The sequence below is a fragment of the Roseomonas sp. 18066 genome (genome assembly GCF_902706185.1).
Classification (GTDB): domain Bacteria; phylum Pseudomonadota; class Alphaproteobacteria; order Acetobacterales; family Acetobacteraceae; genus Pseudoroseomonas.
The window spans coordinates 13,233-33,553 of the sequence record NZ_CACSJM010000060.1 but is presented as its reverse complement, the minus strand read 5'-3'; the positions used below and the strand labels follow the sequence as shown (position 1 = coordinate 33,553).

Sequence of the window (20,321 nt, the reverse complement as noted above, 5' to 3'; positions counted from 1 at the left end):
GGCGCTGGGCCGGGCGGGGGCGATCCTCGAGGAGGTGGATCTCGATTTCTCACCCCTTCGCGGCCCGCTCGACGTCATCTGGCGCGCCGCCTTCGCCGCGACGCTCTCGCCGGTGGACGGCGCCGGGCTGCAGACCATCGAGCCCGACTTGCTGGAGCTGGTGGTCTCGGCGCAGGAGCTGACGGCGTCGGCGCTGCAGCGCGCCCAGGATGCGGCGCGGGCGCATTGCCAGGCGATGCAGCGGTTCCACCAGAGCTTCGACCTGCTGGTGACGCCGACCCTGCCGGTGCTGCCCTTCGCCGCCGGGGTGAACACGCCGGACAAGGCGCGCTTCCCGGACTGGTACGACTGGACGCCCTTCACCTGGCCTTTCAACCTCAGCCGCCAGCCGGCCATCTCGGTGCCCTGCGGCACCGTCGGCAAGCTGCCGGTTGGCTTTCAGGTCGTGGGGCCGATGTTCGGCGAGGCGCTGGTGCTGCGCGCCGCCCGGGCGCTGGAAAAAGCCCAGGCCTGATTATCCGTGGTTCCCTGGCGCCGCCTCCGGCCAGAGGTGGCGGCGCCAGAACACCAGCACCGCCAGCGTCGCCAGCATGCCGACGCCGCCATACAGCGCCGTGGTCGCCGGGAAGCCAATGCCGCCGATCAGCGGCCCCGAGGCCAGCAGCCCGACCGGCAGCCCGTAGATGGCCAGCGTCCGCATCCCCATGATCCGCCCGCGCAGCCCCGGCGGCGCGCCGCGCAGCAGCAGCACCGACATCGGCAGGGTGCAGAGCATCTGCGCCACCCCGATCAGCGGCAGGATCACCAGCCCGCCGGACAGCGTCGTCACCTGGCCGAACAGCATGACCAGCCCGTGCCAGACCAGGCTGAAGACCAGCATCATCCGCCCTGACTTCACCCGGCTGCCCAGGCTGCTGAGCAGCAGCGAGGCCAGGATGCTGCCCGCCCCCACCGCCGCCACCAGGTAGCCCAGCGACGCCTGGCTGCCGCCATAGATGTCGCGCGCCACATAGGGCAGCAGGCCGAGGCTGAAGGGATAGCAGGTCAGGTTGACCAGGAAGGCCATCAGCATGGCGGCCAGCTGCGGCGGCGCCTGCCAGACGGCGCGGGCGGCCTCGGCCAGGTCGCGCAGCGGGTTGCTGGCGGCGCGCACCGCCGCGCGGGCCGGCACCGCGATGCCGAAGGTCAGCGCCAGCCCGGCCAGGTAGCAGGCGACGACGGCGAGATAGGCCTCGCCCATGCCGAGCGCCAGCACGGTGCCGGCACCCGCCAGGGCGCCCACGACACGGGCGGAATCGGTGGTGATGCGCGACAGGCTGACCGCGCTCATCAGCCGGTCATCCGGCATGGTCTCGCCGATCAGCACATTGCGGATGCCCATGTCGGAAGGCCGGATCATCCCCGCGATGCCGGCGCCGACCAGCACCAGCAGCGGCGTCAAGCTGTCCGTCAGCGCCAGCACGGCCAGCACCACGGCGATCGCCGCATAGGACAGCCGCATCGCAGCCAGCACGCGGCGATGGCCGATGGCATCCCCCAGCAGCCCGAAGAGCGGCGCCACCAGGGTTCCCAAAAACTGCAGCGAGCCGAAGAGGGTGACCAGCAGCACCGACTCGGTCTGGACGATGATGTACCAGCCGAGGATCAGGGTCTCCATCTCGAAGGCCCAGGAGGTCATCAGGTCGGCCGACCACTGGAAGCGATAGCTCCGGATGGCGAAGGGGGCGAAGGCCGGGCTGCGCGGCGTCATGCGCGTCGTGGCGCGCGGCCGGCAGCCGGCGCTGCTGTCCTGGTCATGCGGTTCCCCCTCTGCCCGGCAGCATCCCCCGAAGGACGCGGCCGCGCCAGAGGTCGCGGGGCCAGAGGGGGGACCTATCGCGGCGATAGAGCCCATCGCATGGCGGCACCCCGAACCCGGCGTCAGGATCAGGGCATCGCAGACCCGCTGCCCGGAAGGAGCCCCGCCATGACCCGCACCCTGCTGCTGCTGACCGCCGCCGTCACGCTGATGATGGCCACCGCGCCGGGCGGCCTGCTGGGTCCCTCGGTGGCGGCACCCCAGGCGTCAGCTTCGCCTTCGCGGCCGGCGCCGACCGGCGCATAATCGGCGCCGCGCCCCGCGGCCCCGGACCAGCCGGCGATTCGCGGCGGCGCAGCAGGATTATCGCGCGCATGAATCTGGCAGGCCTGAATATCCGCGACCTCGACTACGTGGTCGCCGTCGCCGAGTTCCTGCATTTCGGCAAGGCGGCGCAGTCGCGCAATGTCAGCCAGCCGACGCTGAGCGCGCAGCTGCGCAAGCTGGAGGAAACGCTGGGCGTCACCCTGTTCGAGCGCGGCGCCCGCGGCGTGCTGGTCACCGCCGCCGGCGCGCCGCTGGTGGCCCAGGCCCGCGTCATCCTGGCCGAATCCCGCCGGCTGGGGGAGCTGGCCATGGCCGCCGCCGAGCCGCTGACCGGGCCCTTCCGCCTGGGCGTCATCGCCACCCTCGGCCCCTACCTGCTGCCGCTGCTGCTGGCGCCGATGCGCGCCCGCTACCCGAAGCTGCAGCTGGTGCTGACCGAGGGCATGACCCGCCCGCTGATCCACGCGCTGGAAGCCGGCGAGCTGGACGCGGTGATCGCCAGCACGCCGGTGGAAGACCCTGCCCTGACCGCGCTGCCGCTGTTCCGCGAGGCGCTGGTGCTGGCCGTGCCGCGCGACCACCCGCTGGCCGCGGTCGAGCGCGTCGAGCTCGCCGACCTGCCCGTCGAGGACCTGATCCTGCTGAGCGAAGGCCATTGCCTGCGCGACCAAGCACTGGCCTGCTGCCCGCAGGCGCTGCGCAACGGGCGCGGCGTCCAGGGCGGCCGCCAGGCGGCCAGCCTGGAGACGCTGCGGCAGATGATCGGCCATGGGCTGGGCTGCTCGCTGCTGCCGCAGCTGGCGGTGCAGGTGGGGTCGCTGCTGGACGACATGGTGGCCTATCGCCTGGTGCATGGCAGCTCGCCGGAACGCCAGCTGGCGCTGATCCACCGCCCGAGCTTCGGCCGCATCCGCGACATCCGCCTGCTGCGGGAATTGCTGCTCGACGCCCTGGCCAGCGCGGGCACGCTGACGGTGCATGCCCGGCCGTCGACGCAGCGGGATGCGCTACCGCGGGGGTAGACGGAGTGTCTGGGGCGAGAGGCACACGGTTGGACAGGAGCAGGAGCCTGATTAGAAAGTAATCGTTTCGTCCAGGATGTCGTCACCAACCAGCGGCTGACAATAGTTAGGCCAGTCTGCCAGCTGCCTGCCCGCATCGCTTTGAAACCTCGGCCGGCTTGCTAAAAGCCGTACTTCTCTCTCCTCAAGTTAAACGCGGCAGCACCACCCTCCATGATGCGCTTGATGGCGTCGCGCGCATCCGGCATGTCGATCGCGCCAGCGCCTTCAATAGTTCCGCGGGATTGGTCACCAGGAGCGCGGTAGTTACACCACGCGACAAGCTCAGCGTCGCCATTGACGACCAAGTTTGCGTTGTGGCTGGCAAAGATGATCTGCCGACGTTGTTTCGCGTTCCAGATGCTCCTGACGATCTCGAGCATCACCGGATTGTCGAGATCCTCCTCGGGCTGATCGACAATCAGCGGAGCGGTTCCCTGCGCAAGGAGGGTCTGGAGCAGAGCAGTAGCCTGTTGTCCGGCCGACGCGTTGTTGAACGGCAGATATTCGTCTTCACGCGAGCGGTACTCGAAGGTGGGCACGCTCTTGATTGGAACGAGCGAGAGGGCCAGCCATTGATCCGGCTTGAGAGCCCTACCAATCCGCTCAAGATCGGACGCGGACAGACCAATCCTTCTTAACGTTTTGGCATCGGGGCTACGTTCCGCCCCATCATGTTCTGGGTCATGCTCGGCCAGCAGCTCAAGTTCGGCAAGGACGGCTCTCCACAAATCTTTTGAAGCAGAGGGCTCAGCAATAGCTACGCCAATCGCCTCCAGCTTTGCCGAAGGAACTCGCGACCCTGCCATTGCTTGCTTGAGGGCACTGACAAAGTCGTCGGCGGAGGCCATACGGCGCACCGAGGCTCGGATTAGTCCTTTGGAGTTAACAGTCAGAGCCGCACACTGCGTCTCAAAACAATCGTCGCGTTCGTCAAGAAATTTTACCCAGGCTGCGCGATCGGCGAGGTATGAAGCTTCAGAAGCCTGAAGCATCAGGATCTCTTCGCTAAGCTTGGCAACGCTTCGTGCGGTGTGGGCCGCTAATTTCTCGAGGCGATGCAGTTCAGCCAGCTTCTCCGTGTGCGACGAAGATTTATGCACAGCAGCGTCATATGTAAGCTTAAAGGCTCTATGCTCCTGCTGCCATTCCATCCACGGGTTTGACCCGGTGCGAGGGTAGCCGGAATCGATCATCTCGTCGGCTTGACCGATAGCGCTTGTGGTCATCGCTTCCAAGCTACCGAAGAACTGTTGAACTTCCAGGAACGCAGATCCTAGCGCCGTGCTATGAGGATCCAAAGGCGGCGGCTGCAATCCGGCAAGACTGGTTCTCGCCGTATCGCGCAAATCGCTGAGCATATCATGCATTCTGGCGACGGCAGTTAACCAAGCCTGATTGGTGGCGCTTGCTGCTTCGAACATCTTACCGCGGTCCAGCAAGGCGCGATCTTCTTCGGATAATCCGGTCAGCCCTAGGCGAACGGCATCTGCTTGCTGGCTAAGAGAGCGGTGTTCAAGCTCGATCTTGTTTCGTGACAATTCGAGTGTGCTTTGACGGCGCCGCGTGGCGTAGCCTTGCCGAATGCGCTCCGCATGGTCAGCTAAGCTTTGATCAATACGATTAAGCTCGCCACGGATAGGTCCGGTTACGAAACGGGTAAGCTCGTCTAAGCGCACGCTCACGTCGCTAAGCTGCTTTTGACTGTAGGCATCAATGGGAAGCAGCGAGCGGATTTCATCCTCGGCGCAGGGGCGCATGTCGTTGCCGCCAATCTTCAGTTTGATCGTGCCGTCGACACTGGATCGGCGCACCACATGCGGAACACCATTCAGCTCAAAGCGAACGTCAACAGTTGCCTCGAGCGGCTTTAATGTTTCCTCTATCAGCCTTGCGCGCCTTGCCTGATAGTTCGGAGTGTCTGCATCCATCACATGCGGAGGCTGATCACAAAGTGCCCACCTCAAATACTCAAGTAATGTTGATTTCCCTGTCCCTCGCCCGCCGATCAGTGAATTGTATTGACTATTGAACGCGAGATCGAGAGGGCCCAAGAATTTCGAATTGCTGACACTGATCGAAGCGATGGCCAATGTCGGCATTTGCGGAGTTTCATGAGAGATTCGCGATTCCTGTGCGAGACATGCTTGGCGAAGCGCTTCCGCTGTTGGGGTCGCCCACTTTATCCATGTCGTATACTTTCCGAGATCGCGGTGATCCTCGTGACGATTATCCGAAGTTTGGATACAGGCGATACGCTTATTACCCCAATGATGATCTCTTCCACCAATAATGTTCAGTAACCCAGGTTTGATTTTTTCTATACCTCCATCAAGATATCCGCCCACACACGGCATTTCAATATATTTACCCATCTGCCCTGATCGAAGTAGAGAGAATTTCCCTTCACCGCTTACATTTGGCAGTATTATGTATCTATCTTTTAACCATTCATTTCGATCAAGATTTTCTTTCAATTGGCCAAATGAATGAATATGGTCGATACGAGCGACGTTCCCGTTCCTCGGCTCGTCATTTGGCGGTGGATTCACCGACAACGCTGTCAGAAGAGGCACGAACATATTTGACGGAAAGTCGGCATCCAGCAGTAGGATAGCTTGGCACGGCACCCCAAGCGTTAGCTCAATGCCCGGAAAGATAACTATGCGTTTTTCTGGCGCAATCGGATCTCCGTCCGCGTCCGTTTCTTCCAGCGCAGCGCGCTGAACGTGGGGCAGGAAAGCCATGTCGTGATGGTCAGTAATGGCGATAGCGTGTAATCCACGATCGCGACAATTCTGGATTAGAGTTCTGGAATAGGCATCTCTCTCCTCAGTCGTTACTGCATTCTGCCCATTCCAATTCTGATCGCGCGGCGTATGTACTTGAAAATCACAGCGATAGAAATGTGCACCTTTATCCATGGATAATTTTCGCTTCCCCATCTGTGCCAATGCTGAAGTTTCTAAAATTCAGAATTATCTGGGGATTAGAATGCTTTGACTTAGGTAGATCAAGTCCAGAATATCTGAATTGTTTCTTCCTCGAGAAACCAACGCAGTCTGGCGGAAAAAACTCACTCAACCGCCCCACCCTACGGCAGCGCCACATCCCCCGGCTGCAGCGCCCCCCGCAGCTCGATCCCCTCCGGCGTCGAGATCCCCAGCTCCACCGGCACCTCCCGCACCACCCCATCGCGGCGCAGCCGGATCACCCGCTGCCCGGCGCCGTCGAGATGGACGAAGTGCGGCGGCGCGACATAGCCGTCGGGCTTGTCGTAGGTGATGATCGAAAGGCTGGCCGACATGCCGACCGCCAGCTGGCGGCGCTGCTCGGGCGCGATGCCCTCGATGGCGACGGTGACCGGGAAGCTCGGCATGGTGCCGCGCCCGCCGGCATCGCTGCCGGCCTGGGCGGCGACGGCGGTGACGCGGCCGGCCAGCGTGATGCCGCCGAAGGCGTCGCCGGTCACCGCCACCGCCTGGCCGACGCGCACCTTGTTGACGTCGATCTCGTCGACCAGCGCCCGCACCTGGAAGCTTTCCAGCGCGCCGATGGTGAACATGGTCTGGCCGCGCGACACCCGCGAGCCCACCTCGATCGTCTCGGCGCGGCGGCCGCCGCCGGCGGGCTCGGGCGGCATCAGCACGACGCCGGAGACGGGGGCGCGCACCGTCGCCTGGGCCAGGTCGGCGTCCAGCTCGGCGACCTTCGCCTCGGCATTGGCCAGTTCCAGCTCGGCGATGTGCAGCGTCTGCGCGTCGCCGCGGGCCAGCGTCGATTCCAGGTCGTTCTGCGCCGCCTGGGCCTGCAGCTGCTGGCTGCGCTGCTGCTGCACCAGGGCGCGATGCTCGTCGGCGGCGATGATGCCGCGCGACAGCAGCAGCCGGGTCTGCGCCGCGCGCGCCGCCAGGTCGGCGGATTCCAGCTGCGCGGCGGCGACCGCGCGGCGGGCGCGGGCGACCTCGAAGCCGGTCTGCCAGCCGCGCAGCTCGGCCACCTTCTGGCGGGCGCGGATCTCGGCGCTGCGGGCTTCGCGCAGCCGCACCTCGACATCCTTGAGGTCGAGCTGCAGCAGCGCGGCGCCGCGCTCGACCTGGCCGCCATAGCGGAACAGCCGCTGCTGCACGAGCCCGTCGAAGGGCCCGACGACGCTGACCAGCGACCCGGCATCGAGCAGCCCCACCACCGCGATCCGCGCCGAGACCGGCTGCGGCGCCAGGGCCAGGCCGCCATCGGCCACCACCGGCGCGGCGCCGCCCCAGTCGGCCGCCGGCCACAGGCTGTAGGCGGCGAGCCCGCCCACCAGCAGCGCCAGCCCGGCCACGCCGGCGATGCGGGTGACGCGGATGCGGCGCGCGGTCTCGCGGATGCGGGCGGCCGATTGCTCCAGCTGCAGATAGGCGGTCTGCAGCGCGCGGTGCTGCGCGGCGATGTCGCGCGCGAGCGCCGCCTCGGCCTCGGCCAGGCGCTCGGTCTCGGTGACGTCGCTGAGCGAGGCGGTCAGCGCCAGCCGCCCGGCCTCGGGGCCGATGCGCAGGCGATAGGCGCGGCTCTGCACGGCCAGGCGCCGGCCCTGGAAGCCGACCACCTGGCGGTCGGGGGCGGCGGCCTCGGCATCCATCGGCGCCAGGATGGCGTCGAGCAGCGCGTCGCCCCCCTCCTCCGGCAGGATCTTTTCCAGGGTCGCGCCGAGGGCGCGCGCCGTCGTCACGCCGAGCATCGTCGCGGCGGCGGCGTTGATGGCGCGCAGCGCGCCGTCGCCACCGATGGTCAGCAACCCGTCGGACAGGCTGTCCAGCGCCGCGTTGAAGTCGAGGTCCAGCCGGTCCAGCGCGCCCTGCGCCACCAGCGCCTCGGCAGCCTGTCGGGCCAGCGCCCGCAGCTCGGTGCGCTGCGCCCCGGTCAGGGCGCGGGCGGCATCGTCGGCGACGCAGAGCGCACCCCCCGCCCCCTCCAGCCGCAGCCCGGCGCGGAGCCGGGGCGCCGTCTCCTCGACGAAGCCCTCCGCCGCGACACGGGCGGCGAAATCGCTGTCCCCCTCGGCCACCTCGCCGAAGCCGGCGGCCAACGAGCCGCCAACTGACAAAAAAGCGCGGCGGCAGCCGGTCAGCAGCGCGGCGTGCCGCGCGAGGTCATCGTGGGACAGGGTCACGGCTCGTTCAGGGTGATGCGCCAGGTGTCCAGCGTGGTGCCCAGCACCTGGTCCATGGTGGTCAGCGCGTTGAGATAGGCGATGACGGCGCCGAGCTCGGTGCTCTCCGCCTGCTGCAGCGCGCCCTGGAAGGAGACCACCTGGAAGTTGCTCGACCGCCCGGCCTGCAGCCGCAGCAGCTCGGCCTCCAGCTGCTGCTGCGCCAGCTCGCGGGCGCGGCGGGCGAGCTCGGCCTGGCGGCGCTGCGCCTCGATGCCGCGCACCGCGTTCTCGACCTGGATGCGGACATTGTCGCGCGCCTGGTCGGCCGCCAGCTCCGACTGGCGCAGCGCGACGCCGGCATTGACCTCGAGCTGCTCGCGCGAGGGGAAGCCGATCGGGATATTGAGCTGCAGCCCGAGGTTGAAGTCGGAGCGCACGGTGCTGAGCGCGCCGATCGTCTCCATCAGCTGGGTGCGGCTGGCCTGCTGGCCGATGCCGGCCACCGCCGAGACGTCCCACAGCCGCTGGTTGCGGGCGACGTCGAGGTTGATGCGGTTGATCTCGATGGCCAGCAGCTGGCCGAGATAGCCGGGCTGCGTCGCATAGGCGGTGCCCAAAGCGCGGTCCATCTCGACCCGGACGGAGGGGGCCGCCGGCCGCTCGCTGGCCCAGATGCGCGAGCCCGGGTCGATGCCCATCAGCGCCAGCAGCGCCAGCCGCGCCGCCTCGGTGCCGTTGGTGGCGGCGACCAGCGACAGCTCCTGCTGGGCGATCGCCGCCTCGGACTGCACCAGCTCGATCTGCGCCAGCCGGCCGGCGGCGATCAGCAGGCGGTTGACCTCGACCAGGTCGCGCGCCCGCTTCAGGCTTTCCTCGGCGATGCGGCCCTGCTCCTGCGCCTGCATCAGGGCGCGATAGGCGGTGACGATCTGGCTGACCTGGTCGATCACCTGCGCCTTCAGCCGCAGCTGGGCGTTGCGCTCGGCGATGCGGGCGATGCGGCGCGGCGCCATGGCGTAGTCGATGCCGCCGCCGGCCAGCAGCGGCTGGATCACCTGCAGGCCGAGCTGCGAGGGGGCGATGGAATCGGTCCCGCGCGTGTTGGTCTGCCCGGCCAGCCAGGACATGGTGAAGCGCGCGCCGGTCGGCGTGTCGACGGTGACCACCGGGCCCAGGCTGAGCTGCGTGCCGCTGACGCCGGCGGTGCGGCCGCGCGTCGCGCTGCCGGCGATGGACAGGCGCGGGGTGAAGCTGCTCTCGGCGACGTGGAGCGCGAAGCGGTCGGCGATGCGCTGCAGGTATTCGCTGCGGATCGCGCGGTTGTTGCGCAGGCCGAGGAAGACCGCCTCCGGCAGGGTCATGGCCACCGCCTCGGGCGGGGCGCGGCGCGCGGCGGCCTGGGTTGCCTGCGCGTGGGCCTGCTGCCCCGGGGCGGCGCCGGACACCAGGACGAGCAAGGCGCAGAGGGCGCCCGGCAGCCGCATCGACAAAAGCCATCTCCTCGCGCGGGCCAGGGCCGCCAAGCTTCCGTATCCCATTCCGGGCACCCCGGATGCAATGGCGCTTTCGCCCCGCGCATCGGGGCTGCCGCGGATTGCGGCGGGGGTCGAATGCGGGCATGTCTCAGGCCTGCGGCGGGAGACGGGCATGCGGCGAGCGGCGGGACGGATCGGGCTGGCGGCATTGGCCGCCCTGGCCGGCTGCGCGGAGCCCGCGGTGCTGCGCGCGCCGCCCATCATCCCCGACATGGCCTTCCAGCCGGGCGCCTTCCCGGTGCCCGGCATCGCCGAGCCCACCGGCGGCGCGCCGATCATGCTGGATGGCCCCGCTACTCCGACCGCAGCGCCTCGATCGGGTCCAGCCGCGCGGCCATGACGGCGGGGTAGAAGCCGAAGAAGATGCCGACGGCGACCGAGACGCCGGCGCCGAGCGGCGCGGCGCTGGGCGAGAAGATATATTCCCAGCCCGAGGCGCCGGCGAAGGCATAGGCGCCGCCCAACCCCAGCAGCACCCCCAGCGCGCCGCCGACCAATGAAAGAATAACCGCCTCGGCCAGGAACAGCAGGCGGATGTCGCCGGGGGCGGCGCCGATCGCCAGCCGCACGCCGATCTCGCGCTTCCGCTCGGCGACCGAGACCAGCATGATGTTCATCACGCCGACGCCGCCCAGCACCAGGGCGATGCCGCCCACCGTGCCGAGCAGCAGGGTGAAGAGCTGCATCTGCGACTGCATCCCCGCCAGCAGCTGCTTCGCGCTCTGCAGCCCGAGCGTCGCGTCGCGCAGCTTCGGCGCGAAGTAGCGCTGCAGCGCCGCCATCACCACCTCCGGCTCCGCCTCGGGATGGATGCGCGCCACCGCCATGGACAGCTGCGGGTCGGGCATCAGCCGGCGGACATTGGCGATGGAGACGAAGGCGGTGCCGTCGACATCGACCGGCATCATCGGGCTCTGCAGCACCGGCGCCAGGATGCCGATGACGGTGAAGACATAGCGCCCCTGCCGCAGCGAGGCGCCGACGCGCAACGGGGCGTAGGGCGCCGAGAGCTGCTGCGCCAGCCCATGGCCCAGCACCATGTAGAGCTCGAAGCGGTCATGCGCCGAGATGAAGCGCCCCTCGCGCAGGGCGAGCCGCGCCACCGAGGCGAAGCTGGCATTGACGCCGAGCTGCGTGCCCATCGCCGTCATGCCCTCATGCAGCAGCGTGCCGCCGCCCAGCACGAAGGGGGCGATGTCGAGCACCGCCGGGATCTCCTGCGGCACCGCCTCGACATCGGCCAGGCGGAAGCTGCCGAGGCCGGTCGGCGCGTCGACCCGGAGCGTCAGCACGTCGGTGCCCAGCTGGCGGAACTGCCGCACCGTCTCGTGCCGGGCGATGGCGCCGATATTGAGCATGGCGATCACCGCCGCGGCGCCGATCAGGATGCCGACCAGGGCGAGGACCGAGCGCTGCCGCGACGCCACCAGGTTGGCGGCCGCCTCGGCGACGACGCGGCTCAGCATGGCGCCTGCTCGGCGATCAGCCCCTCGGCCAGCAGCAGGCGGCGCTCGCATTGCGCGGCGACGCCGGGGTCGTGGGTGATGATCAGGATCAGCACGTTCAGCTCGCGCTTCAGCGACAGGAACAGCTCCATGATCTCCTGGGCGACCTTGGGGTCGAGGGCGCCGGTTGGCTCGTCGGCCAGCACCACCGCCGGCTCGCCGACCAGCGCGCGGGCGATCGCCACCCGCTGCTTCTGCCCGCCCGACAGCATGGCCGGCATATGCTCGGTGCGGTCGGCCAGGCCCACCCGCCCCAGCATGGCGATGGCGCGGCGCCTGGCTTCCGCCTCCGGCAGCCCGCGATACTGCAGGGGCAAGGCGACGTTGCGCCAGGCGTTCAGCCGCGGCAGCAGGAAGAAAGACTGGAAGACGAAGCCGATCAGCCGGTTGCGCAGGCGGGACAAGGCGCGGGCTTCGGCCTGCAGCACGTCCTGGCCGTCGATGCGGTAGGCGCCGCCGGTCGGCTTGTCGAGCAGGCCGATGATGTTCATCAGCGTTGACTTGCCCGAGCCCGAGCCGCCCATGATGGAGACCAGCTGCCCGGCCTGCAGCCGCAGGGTAACGCCGCGCAGGATCGGCATGGTGCCGGGGCCGACGCGGAAGCTGCGGGTGATATCGACGAGCTCGAGCATCGGGGCCTATGGCAGCATGCCCTGGCGGCATGAACCGGAAGCGGCCGGCAGGCAACGGTAAATTTCGCCGGAAAACCGGCGCGGCGGGCAGCCGCCGGGGCTTGCGCGGCACGGCGATCCCGGCCAGCCCTGAGGGCATCGCGCGACTCCCGGGGAGGCTGCCATGTCGCTGCTGTTCTATGGCCATCCGCTGTCCAGCTATTGCCAGAAGGCGCTGATCGCGCTGGAGGAGCTTTCCATCCCGTTCGAGTGGCGGCTGATGAGCTCGGACACGCCGGAGAACGGCGCCGAATTCGCCCGGCTGTGGCCGATCGCGCATATGCCGCTGCTGCGCGACGGCGAGGCGCTGGTCCGCGAAGCCAGCGTGATCGTCGAGCATCTCGGCCTGCGCCAGGGCGACCACCGGCTGCTGCCGGCCGACCCGAAGCCAGCGCTGCCGGTCCGCTTCCTCGACCGCGTCTTCGACAACTACGTCATGACGCCGCAGCAGACGATCGTCTTCGAAAGCCTGCGCCCGGAGGGCCAGCGCGACCCGCATGGCGTCGCCCAGGCGCGGGCCCGGCTGGACACCGCCTATGCCTGGCTGGAGGATTCTCTTCCCGCCACCGGCTGGGCGGCGGGCGCCGACTTCACCCTGGCCGACTGCGCTGCCTCCCCGGCGCTGTTCTATGCCAGCTGGACCCATCCTCTGGGTGGCCGCTTCCCCAATGTCCAAAACTATCTGGACCGGCTGGAGGCGCGGCCCTCGATCGCCGCCATCCGCGACCGTGCCCGGCCCTACTGGCATCTCTTCCCCTTCGCCGGGGAGGGCGCGCCCGCGTGACGAAGCCCGATCCCGGCTGGCTGCGCGCCCAGGCGCGGCGGGCGACGCTGGGCGGCCTGGACGAGCTCGGCGCCACCATCGCCCGGCTGGGCTTCGTCCAGGCCGATCCGATCCGCGCCCCCGCCCGCGCCCAGGACCTGATCCTGCGCCACCGCGTGCGCGGCTATCGCGCCGGGCAATTGGAGCGCCGCTTCCCCCGCCTCGGCCTGGAGGAGGATTTCCTCCATGCCTATGGCTTCATGCCGCCGGCGACCCAGGCGCTGCTGCACCCCCGTCACGACGCCGAGGCCGCCGATGGCCGCCACCTGCCGCAAGGCCTGGCCGCCGAGGTTCTTGACTATGTCCGCGCCCATGGCCCCTGCCATCCGCGCGCGCTGGAAGCCGCCTTCGGCAAGCAGCGCGCCATCAATGGCTGGGGCGGGTTTTCCCAGGCGACGACGCGGGCGTTGGAAAGCCTGCAGCATTTCGGCCTGCTGCGCGTCAGCCACCGGCAGGAGGGCATCCGCGTCTATGCCCTGGCCGCCTCCGCCAGCGCGCCGCCCCTGCCCGCCGCCGAGCGCGCCCGCCAGGCCGTGCTGCTGCTGGCCCGCATCCTGGCCCCCGCCCCGCTGCCCAGCCTGCGCGGCGCGCTGCAGCTGATGGCGCGGCGCAACCCCGGGCTCGGCCTGCTGCCGCCGGTGCTGGCGGAGCTGCTGCGGGAAGGCGCGATGGAACAGGCCGAGGTCGCGGGCGAGCGCTACGCCTGGCCCGCCGGCTTCCTGGACGAGAACCCGAGCGTGCCGCGCGACGTGCGCATCCTGGCGCCCTTCGACCCGATCGTCTGGGACCGCCGCCGCTTCGCGCATCTCTGGGGCTGGGAATACCGTTTCGAGGCCTATACCCCGCCGCCGCTGCGCCGCTTCGGCTATTACGCGCTGCCGCTGCTCTGGGCCGACCGCGTCATCGGCTGGGCCAATCTGTCGGTTGTCGACAACCGCCTGCAAGCGGAGCTCGGCTTCGCCGAAGCCCGCCCCCGCGCCAAGGTCTTCGACCAGGCCCTGGCCGCGGAGCTGGCGCGCTTCGAGGCTTTCCTGGCCGGCTGAGCCGCGCGGCCACGGCCTGTCTCAGACCCGGCCGAAGACCCATTCCAGCAGCGCGTTCTGGGCGTGCAGCAGAAAGGCCTTGGCGGGCACGACGCGGCAGGCCGGGTGCAGCATGGCATCCGCCGAGACCTCCTGGCCGCGGGTCACCGGCGGGCAGGGCAGGAAGGCGGTGTCGGGCCGCAGGCGGGACAGCATGGCGCCCGTCACCTGGTAGCGCAGCAGCGCCTCGTCGCCGGCGGCCACCCCCTCGGGCCAGCAATCGGTGACGATGATCTGCGCCTGATGCAGCGCCGCCAGGTCGGTGGTGGCGCGGAAGCCCGCCGGCAGCCCGGCGCCGCGCAGGTGCCAGCGCTCCGGATAGAGCTGGATCACCTGCAGCGGCAGCACCTCCGCCGCCTCCAGCCAGGAGCCCAGGATGTTCCCCTCGGGCGCCAGCACGGCGACGGTGATGCCGCCGATGCCGCCATGGCGCTGGGTGTACCAGGCCAGGTCGCCCAGCACCTCGCAGGGGTGGTTCTGCCGGGTGCGGGCATTGATCACCGGCGCCACCGCCGCCTCGGCCAGGGCCCGCAGCGCCGGCAGGCCCGGCGCGCGGCAGACCACGGCGTCGAACCAGTTGTCGAGATAGCCTGCGAGATCCGGGATCGCCTCGCGCTGGTCGAGGCGCAGCGGCACCGGCACGCAGAGCCCGCCCATCGCCTGGATGCCCAGGTCGAAGGCCGAGGTGTTGCGCCAGCCGCCATCATTGACCACCAGCGCCAGGCGGCGCCCGGCCAGGCTCTGCGGCATGCGACGGGCCGACCAGAAGCGGGCGAGCGCCACCGCGCGCTCCAGGATGGCGATGATCTGGTCGGGCGGCAGGTCGTCCAGCGCGAGCAGGTCGCGCCCGGCGATCGGGAACATGGCGGCGGCGTCCTCTGGCTGGCCTCGCGCGCCATCCTGCCCTGGCTTGGCGGCGGCGTCAGCCGGGATGGCGCCGCAGCGCGCGGATCACCGCGACCAGCCGCTGCACCGCGGCGTCGATCTGCGCGGTCGGCGTGGTGCCATAGCCCAGCACCAGCCCCTGCGGCGTGCTGCCCGGCAGCACGGCATAGCGGCTGAGCGCCGGCACCTGCAGCCCACGCGCCCGCGCCGCCTCCTGCACCGCCTGGTCGAAGCCGGGGGGCGGGTTCTTCGTCAAGCGCGCGGCCAGGTGCAGGCCCATCTCCGGCCCGGCGCCGCCCCAGTCGAGGTCGTCCGCCGCATGGCGCTCCAGCGCGGCCAGCAGGGCGCCGCGCCGCTCGGCGGCGAGCGCCCGCATGCGGCGCAGATGCGCGGCCAGATGCCCCTCGGCGATGAAGGCGGCCAGCACCGCCTGGGCCGGCCCCGGCGGCTGGCGGTCGACCAGGGCGCGGGCGGCGGTGAAGGCTTCCGCCGTGCCGCGCGGGGCGACCAGGAAGCCCAGCCGCAGCCCCGGCGCCAGGATCTTGGCGAAGGTGCCCAGATGCAGCACCGAGCGCTCCGCCTGGCCGGCGCCCAGCGCGCGCAGCGGCCGCAACGGCGCGCCGCCATAGCGGAAGTCGCCGTCGTAATCGTCCTCGACGATCCAGGCGCCGGATTGCGCCGCCCAGTCCAGCAGCGCCAGCCGCCGCGCCAGCGACATGCCCACCCCCAGCGGATACTGGTGCGCCGGCGAGACCAGGGCCAGCCGCGCGCCAGGGGCCCGGGCGCGGCCCTCGGCGACGACGATGCCCTCGGCATCGACGGGCACGGGCACCAGCCGGGCGCCGGCGGCCTCCAGCGCGCTGCGGCCGGCGACATAGCCGGGGTCTTCCACCCAGGCGGCATCGCCCGGGTCCAGCAGCAGCCGCGCCGCCAGGTCGATGCCCTGCTGCGAGCCGGAGGTGACGACGATATCTTCCGGCGTGCAGACTAGGCCGCGGGTCGCGCCCAGATGCGCGGCGATGGCCTGGCGCAGCACCGGCAGGCCGGCGGGGTCGGAATAGGCCAGGTGGTCGCGCGCGGCGCCGCGCCAGAGCCGGGCGGAGAGCCGGCCCCAGACCGCCCAGGGAAAGCCTTCGAGGGCCGGCAGGCCGGGGGCGAGCAGGCCGGGCTCGCGCCGCAGCGGCGTCAGCGGCAGGCTTCTGATCCGTTCCCCGCGGGCGGAAAGCCGCGGCGCCGGGCCGTCGGGGGTGGTGACCGGCGGCGCCTCCGGCCCGGGCAGCGGCAGGGTCGCCGGGACGAAGGTGCCTGCCCCCGGGCGCATGACCAAAAAACCGTCGGCGAGGAGGCGGTCGAAGGCCAGCACCACGGTCTGCCGCGCCAGGCCGAGCTCCTCGGCGAGCTGCCGTGTCGAGGGCAGCCGGTCGCCGGGGCGCAGCGCGCCGGACAGCACCGCCTGGCGGACATGGCGCACGATCTGCTCCTGCCGCGACAGCCCGCCGGCGGGGTCTAGCGCAAAACTGTTCCAGAGCGGCGGGGCGGGCAGGCGCGGCATGTGGACTGATAACCGAAAGAAGAGTGGACCTAGGGGATGGGGCCAGTGGGCGCTAGGGGAAAGACCTCAGGAGATCCTCGCCCATGGCTGCCACCCCGCTTGCTCCCGTCACCTTGCAGGGCGACCTCGTCGCGCTGGTCCCGCTGGAGACGGCGCATCACGACGCGCTCTGCGACGCCGCCCGCGACGGCGAGCTGTGGCGGCTCTGGTACACCAGCGTGCCGGAGCCCGAGGCGATGGCCGCCGAGATCGCCCGCCGCCTGGCGCTGCAGGCGGCGGGCGCCATGCTGCCCTTCACGGTGATCGACCGGCGCTCCGGCAGGGTGGTCGGCCAGACCACCTACATGAACATCGAGCTGGCCGGGCCGCGGCTGGAGATCGGCTCCACCTGGTACGCCCGCGCCACGCATCGCAGCGGGCTGAACACCGAGGCCAAGCTGCTGCTGCTGGGCTATGCCTTCGAGGCGCTGGACTGCCTGGCGGTGGAGCTGCGCACGCATTTCATGAACCACCAGAGCCGCCGCGCCATCGAGCGGCTGGGCGCCAGGCTGGACGGCGTGCTGCGCAACCACCAGCGCGCCAAGGACGGCACGCTGCGCGACAGCTGCGTCTACAGCATCATCGCCGGCGAATGGCCGGCGGTGCGCTCGCACCTGACCTGGCAGCTGGAGAAGCCGCGGTAAGCGGCCGACCCTTCAGTGCAGCCGCGGCGCCGACAGGGTGCGCCGCGGCGTCAGATGCGGCACCAGGCCGCGCGCCACCGCCCGCCCCTCCTCGACCGAGAGGCGCAGCAGATGCGCCGCCTGGTACTCGCCGGCCTCATGCGCCAGCATCGCCAACGCCAGGCCGCGCGCCGCCAGCCGGCCAAGCGCCCAATGCGCCAGCGCCGCCAGGGCGGCATCGCTGCCGGCGTCGGAATCCTTTGGGTAGGCCAGCTCGGCGGCGCCGATCCAGCCGGGGGTGGTGGCCGGGCCGGCCTCGCTGCCGGCGCCCAGCCGCGACAGGATGAAGTCGACGCGGTGCAGCGCCTCGGCCGCCAGCGCCTCCAGCAGGGCCAGATGCGCGGCCAGGGCCTGGGAATGCGCCAGGTGGTGCCAGCCGGGCAGGGCCTGGCCCAGCGCCTCGAGGCTGCCCTGCGCCCGCCGCAGCCCCGACAGCAGGGCCACCTCGCGCGCCGGCTGGACCGATCCCTGGACCGATCCCTGGACCGAACCGGCCGCCTCCCCGGAGCGGCCGGCCGCGCCCGCGGCCATCGGCCAGGGGCGCTGCGGGACATACGGCTTCATGCCGCGCCTCCACAGAGCGCTTCACCGCGCCCTTCTTCGTCGTTGCTCATGCGTCAGCATGGCATGCGCCCCGCGGCAACGGCCTTAACATCTGTTAGCTTTTTACGGGCTCGCCGGAACGTGAGGGTTCAGTCGCGCAGGCCGGGAATGTCCTGCCAGTCGGCGACCGATTGCAGCGCCTCGGGCTGCAGGATGATCACCTGGCCGCCGCGCAGCTCGATCAGCCGGTCGCGCCGCATCTGCTGCACCGTGCGGTTGATGTGCACGACGCTGAGCCCCAGCGCGTCGGCCAGCACCTCCTGCGTCAGCGGCAGGGCGAAGCGGCCGGGCTGGGCGAGGCCCGCCATCTCCAGCCGCTGGCGCAGCTCCAGCAGCAGGCTGGCCAGCCGCTCATAGGCGGTCTGCCGCCCCAGCCGCACCACCTGGTCGCGCAGCAGGATCTCCTCCTGCAGCTCGGCGGCGCGCAGCGCCCGGCCGAGGCCGGTCTGCACCGGCGGGTGATGCACGAAGCCGGCGGCGAAGAGCGGCTGCGCATCGGCCAGCAGCACCCGGGTCAGCGCCAGCGCGGCGCAGGGCGCCGGCAGGCAGGGCGGCGGCCGGCCGATCAGGTCGCCGGGCAGCAGGAAGGCCACGATCTGCCGCCGCCCGTCGGCCAGCATGCGGATGCGGCAGGCCCAGCCGGACAGCAGCGCGGCCGGCGGCGGGCAGACGCCCTCGGGGTGGATCTCGGCGCGCGCCGGCAGCTCGCGCAGCGGGCCGCGGCCGAGCTCGGCGATCATCGCCTGCTCGGCCGGCGACAGCGTCGCCAGCCGGCCGAGGCGGCGCAGCAGCGGCTGCGCCTCGGCGCCGGGCGACGCGGCCTCGACGCCGCCCGGATGGAGCCGTGCCGGCAGCATCAGCGCGCCTCCCCCGTCGAGCCTGCGCGGGCGTCGGGCGCCTGCTCCAGCAGCCCGGCCAGCGCCGCCACCAGCCGGCGCAGATCGACCGGCTTCGGCAGCCAGGGCCAGCCCTGATAGGCGGCCGGCAGCACCGAGGCGTCGTAGCCGGTCAGGAACAGGATCGGCACGCCGGCCGCGCGCAGCCGGTCGGCCAGGGCGAAGACCGGGCGGCCGCGCAGATGGATGTCGAGCAGCGCCGCATCCGGGCGCGGCTGCGCCTCCAGGTCGATATCGACCCGGGCGAAGGGGCCGATCACCCGGGCGCCCAGCCGCTGCAGCAGCTGCACCAGCTCCTCGGCGATGACGTACTGGTCTTCCACCACCAGGATGGAACGGCCGGCCAGCAGCCGGAGCTCGCGGGCATCATCCATCACGCGCAGCCCTCGCCGGGCGGCGGCGGCGCGGCCCCCTGGGGCAGGGGGAACAGAATCTCGCAGCGCAGTCCATCGACCAGGAAATCCAGGCGGGTCACGGCATCCAACTCATAGGGCAGGCCTTGTTCGAGCAGCTCGCGGCCGAAGCCGCGGTGGCGCGCCGCCGCATCGACCGGCGGCTCGCTGCCAGGGCTTTCCTGCCAGCGCAGCCGCAGCCGCTCCGGCTGGCCATCCAGCGCCGGCAGGCGGGTCCAGGTGACGGCGACGCGGCCGCGCGGGCGCGACAGCGCGCCGAACTTGGCGGCGTTCACCGCCAGCTCGTGCAGCGCCAGGCCCAGCGCCGCGGCGGCGCCGTCGGGCAGCAGCACCTCGGGGCCCTCGACCTCCAGCGCCGCCGCCTCGTGCACGGCTTGCGCCAGCAATTCTTCCCGCACGATCTCCTCGAGCGAGGCCAGCGCGTCGCCATGGCGGGCGAGCAGCAGCTGGATGCGGCTCAGCGCGCCCAGCCGGCCGGACAGATGCGCGGCGAAATGCGCCGTGTCGCCGCTCGCCTCCAACGTGCGGCTGACCATCGAGCGGATCAGCGCCAGCCCGCCGCTGGCCCGGCGGCGCAGCTCCAGCAGCAGCCGGGCCTGGCGGGTGGCGGCGTCGTGCCGGCCCTGCGCATCGGTCAGGCTGCCGGCCCAGCCGCCGCCCAGCGCCGGCTCGATCAGGCAGTCGAAGCGGTGCCAGCCATCGGCCGCCGGCGCCGTCGCCGCCGCCCGCAGCCGCAGCGGCAGCGACGGCGCCAGGCCATCGCCGGGGCGGCGCGCCTGCCAGGCGGCCAGCAGCGCCTGCAGGTCGAGGGGGTGGCAGAAGTCGCGCCAGCCGGCGGCCAGCACCGCCCCCGCCGTGGCGCCGGTCAGGGTCGCGAAGCGGGGGGTGACGTAGCGCCAGGCCAGGTCCTCGCCCTCGGCCAGGAACAGCAGCGCGGGCGAGTGGTGCAGCAGCGCCGCCACCGCCGCGGGGGCCAGGGGATGCGGGGGCGCGGTATCGGGGAGCGTCATGCAGCCTTGATCTCCTCCCTGTCACGACCGCCCGCCCACGGCCACGATGCCGCTCGCTGCATCGCGATTGCCGCAAGGCGGCAAGGTCGGCAACAACCTATGTTAAGACCACCGATTGAATTCGCCGGAAGCTGTGCAGTTCCGCACCAATGCAGCGCAGCAATGCGGTCCCGCGCGATAAACGCCGCGCGGGTGGCAAAGATGTGCGGCCACGCTTTATTTGAAGGAGGCGGGGCGCGGGGCCGGCTTCGACTTCGCCATGCGGTCCCCGGCGCGGCGCATGGCGCTGCGACCGCCGGCG

General features: G+C 70.7%; 19 protein-coding genes. 7 read left to right on the top strand and 12 right to left on the bottom strand.

Annotated features, from left to right (window positions below; translation table 11 throughout):
* Positions 1-514, top strand: a 514-nt coding sequence (locus GVN67_RS14100; protein ID WP_255430395.1) for an amidase family protein, incomplete at its 5' end; no start/stop codon positions are given.
* Here GVN67_RS14100 and GVN67_RS14095 read toward each other — a convergent pair.
* Positions 515-1,750: an MFS transporter gene (locus GVN67_RS14095; RefSeq protein WP_159996963.1), complete on the bottom strand. Its 1,236-nt coding sequence runs from the start codon at positions 1,748-1,750 to the stop codon at positions 515-517.
* Between the two features lie 216 nt (positions 1,751-1,966).
* Between GVN67_RS14095 and GVN67_RS14090 the strand changes: the two genes are divergently transcribed.
* Both GVN67_RS14090 and GVN67_RS14085 read left to right on the top strand, forming a co-directional pair.
* On the top strand, positions 1,967-2,104 hold the full coding sequence (locus GVN67_RS14090) for a hypothetical protein (protein WP_159996961.1): 138 nt from the start codon (positions 1,967-1,969) through the stop codon (positions 2,102-2,104).
* Between the two features lie 68 nt (positions 2,105-2,172).
* The gene (locus tag GVN67_RS14085; RefSeq protein WP_159996959.1) at positions 2,173-3,147 is read left to right on the top strand and encodes a LysR substrate-binding domain-containing protein; all 975 of its coding nucleotides are present in this window, start codon (positions 2,173-2,175) and stop codon (positions 3,145-3,147) included.
* 161 nt (positions 3,148-3,308) lie between these two features.
* Here the strand turns inward: GVN67_RS14085 and GVN67_RS14080 are convergent, their stop codons facing one another.
* The 3 genes from GVN67_RS14080 to GVN67_RS14070 form a co-directional block, all read right to left on the bottom strand.
* Complete coding sequence (locus GVN67_RS14080) at positions 3,309-6,131, bottom strand: TrlF family AAA-like ATPase (protein WP_235035298.1); 2,823 nt, start codon at positions 6,129-6,131, stop codon at positions 3,309-3,311.
* 149 nt (positions 6,132-6,280) lie between these two features.
* On the bottom strand, positions 6,281-8,341 hold the full coding sequence (locus tag GVN67_RS14075) for an HlyD family efflux transporter periplasmic adaptor subunit (protein ID WP_159996957.1): 2,061 nt from the start codon (positions 8,339-8,341) through the stop codon (positions 6,281-6,283).
* Positions 8,338-9,807: a TolC family protein gene (locus tag GVN67_RS14070; protein WP_159996955.1), complete on the bottom strand. Its 1,470-nt coding sequence runs from the start codon at positions 9,805-9,807 to the stop codon at positions 8,338-8,340. Before GVN67_RS14070 ends, GVN67_RS14075 begins: the two co-directional genes overlap by 4 nt.
* 163 nt (positions 9,808-9,970) lie before the next feature.
* Between GVN67_RS14070 and GVN67_RS14065 the strand changes: the two genes are divergently transcribed.
* Positions 9,971-10,198, top strand: coding sequence for a hypothetical protein (locus GVN67_RS14065; protein WP_159996953.1), 228 nt, complete (start codon positions 9,971-9,973; stop codon positions 10,196-10,198).
* Here the strand turns inward: GVN67_RS14065 and GVN67_RS14060 are convergent.
* Both GVN67_RS14060 and GVN67_RS14055 read right to left on the bottom strand, forming a co-directional pair.
* Complete coding sequence (locus GVN67_RS14060) at positions 10,152-11,324, bottom strand: ABC transporter permease (protein WP_159996951.1); 1,173 nt, start codon at positions 11,322-11,324, stop codon at positions 10,152-10,154. The genes GVN67_RS14065 and GVN67_RS14060 overlap by 47 nt on opposite strands.
* On the bottom strand, positions 11,318-11,995 hold the full coding sequence (locus GVN67_RS14055; RefSeq protein ID WP_159996949.1) for an ABC transporter ATP-binding protein: 678 nt from the start codon (positions 11,993-11,995) through the stop codon (positions 11,318-11,320). The genes GVN67_RS14060 and GVN67_RS14055 overlap by 7 nt, the downstream gene beginning before the upstream one ends.
* A gap of 163 nt (positions 11,996-12,158) precedes the next feature.
* Here GVN67_RS14055 and GVN67_RS14050 point away from each other — a divergent pair, with 163 nt between their 5' ends.
* Both GVN67_RS14050 and GVN67_RS14045 read left to right on the top strand, forming a co-directional pair.
* Positions 12,159-12,818: a glutathione S-transferase family protein gene (locus GVN67_RS14050; RefSeq protein WP_159996947.1), complete on the top strand. Its 660-nt coding sequence runs from the start codon at positions 12,159-12,161 to the stop codon at positions 12,816-12,818.
* A complete protein-coding gene (locus GVN67_RS14045) occupies positions 12,815-13,900 on the top strand; it encodes a DNA glycosylase AlkZ-like family protein (RefSeq protein WP_159996945.1) in 1,086 nt (361 codons plus the stop codon). Before GVN67_RS14050 ends, GVN67_RS14045 begins: the two co-directional genes overlap by 4 nt.
* A gap of 21 nt (positions 13,901-13,921) precedes the next feature.
* Here the strand turns inward: GVN67_RS14045 and GVN67_RS14040 are convergent, their stop codons facing one another.
* Together GVN67_RS14040 and GVN67_RS14035 are read right to left on the bottom strand one after the other, a co-directional pair.
* The gene (locus tag GVN67_RS14040; RefSeq protein ID WP_159996943.1) at positions 13,922-14,803 is read right to left on the bottom strand and encodes an ornithine carbamoyltransferase; all 882 of its coding nucleotides are present in this window, start codon (positions 14,801-14,803) and stop codon (positions 13,922-13,924) included.
* A gap of 58 nt (positions 14,804-14,861) precedes the next feature.
* Complete coding sequence (locus GVN67_RS14035) at positions 14,862-16,376, bottom strand: PLP-dependent aminotransferase family protein (protein WP_159996941.1); 1,515 nt, start codon at positions 16,374-16,376, stop codon at positions 14,862-14,864.
* A gap of 83 nt (positions 16,377-16,459) precedes the next feature.
* On the opposite strand from GVN67_RS14035, the gene GVN67_RS14030 reads away from it, so the two are divergent.
* Positions 16,460-17,059, top strand: coding sequence for a GNAT family N-acetyltransferase (locus GVN67_RS14030; protein WP_159996939.1), 600 nt, complete (start codon positions 16,460-16,462; stop codon positions 17,057-17,059).
* Between the two features lie 12 nt (positions 17,060-17,071).
* Here the strand turns inward: GVN67_RS14030 and GVN67_RS30445 are convergent, their stop codons facing one another.
* From GVN67_RS30445 to GVN67_RS14010, 4 genes are all read right to left on the bottom strand, one after another.
* A complete protein-coding gene (locus GVN67_RS30445; protein WP_159996937.1) occupies positions 17,072-17,662 on the bottom strand; it encodes a hypothetical protein in 591 nt (196 codons plus the stop codon).
* Between the two features lie 128 nt (positions 17,663-17,790).
* Complete coding sequence (locus tag GVN67_RS14020) at positions 17,791-18,558, bottom strand: Crp/Fnr family transcriptional regulator (protein WP_159996935.1); 768 nt, start codon at positions 18,556-18,558, stop codon at positions 17,791-17,793.
* Positions 18,558-18,971: a hypothetical protein gene (locus tag GVN67_RS14015; protein ID WP_159996933.1), complete on the bottom strand. Its 414-nt coding sequence runs from the start codon at positions 18,969-18,971 to the stop codon at positions 18,558-18,560. The genes GVN67_RS14020 and GVN67_RS14015 overlap by 1 nt, the downstream gene beginning before the upstream one ends.
* Positions 18,971-20,020, bottom strand: coding sequence for a sensor histidine kinase (locus GVN67_RS14010; protein ID WP_159996931.1), 1,050 nt, complete (start codon positions 20,018-20,020; stop codon positions 18,971-18,973). Before GVN67_RS14010 ends, GVN67_RS14015 begins: the two co-directional genes overlap by 1 nt.
* Positions 20,021-20,321 lie beyond the last annotated feature (301 nt).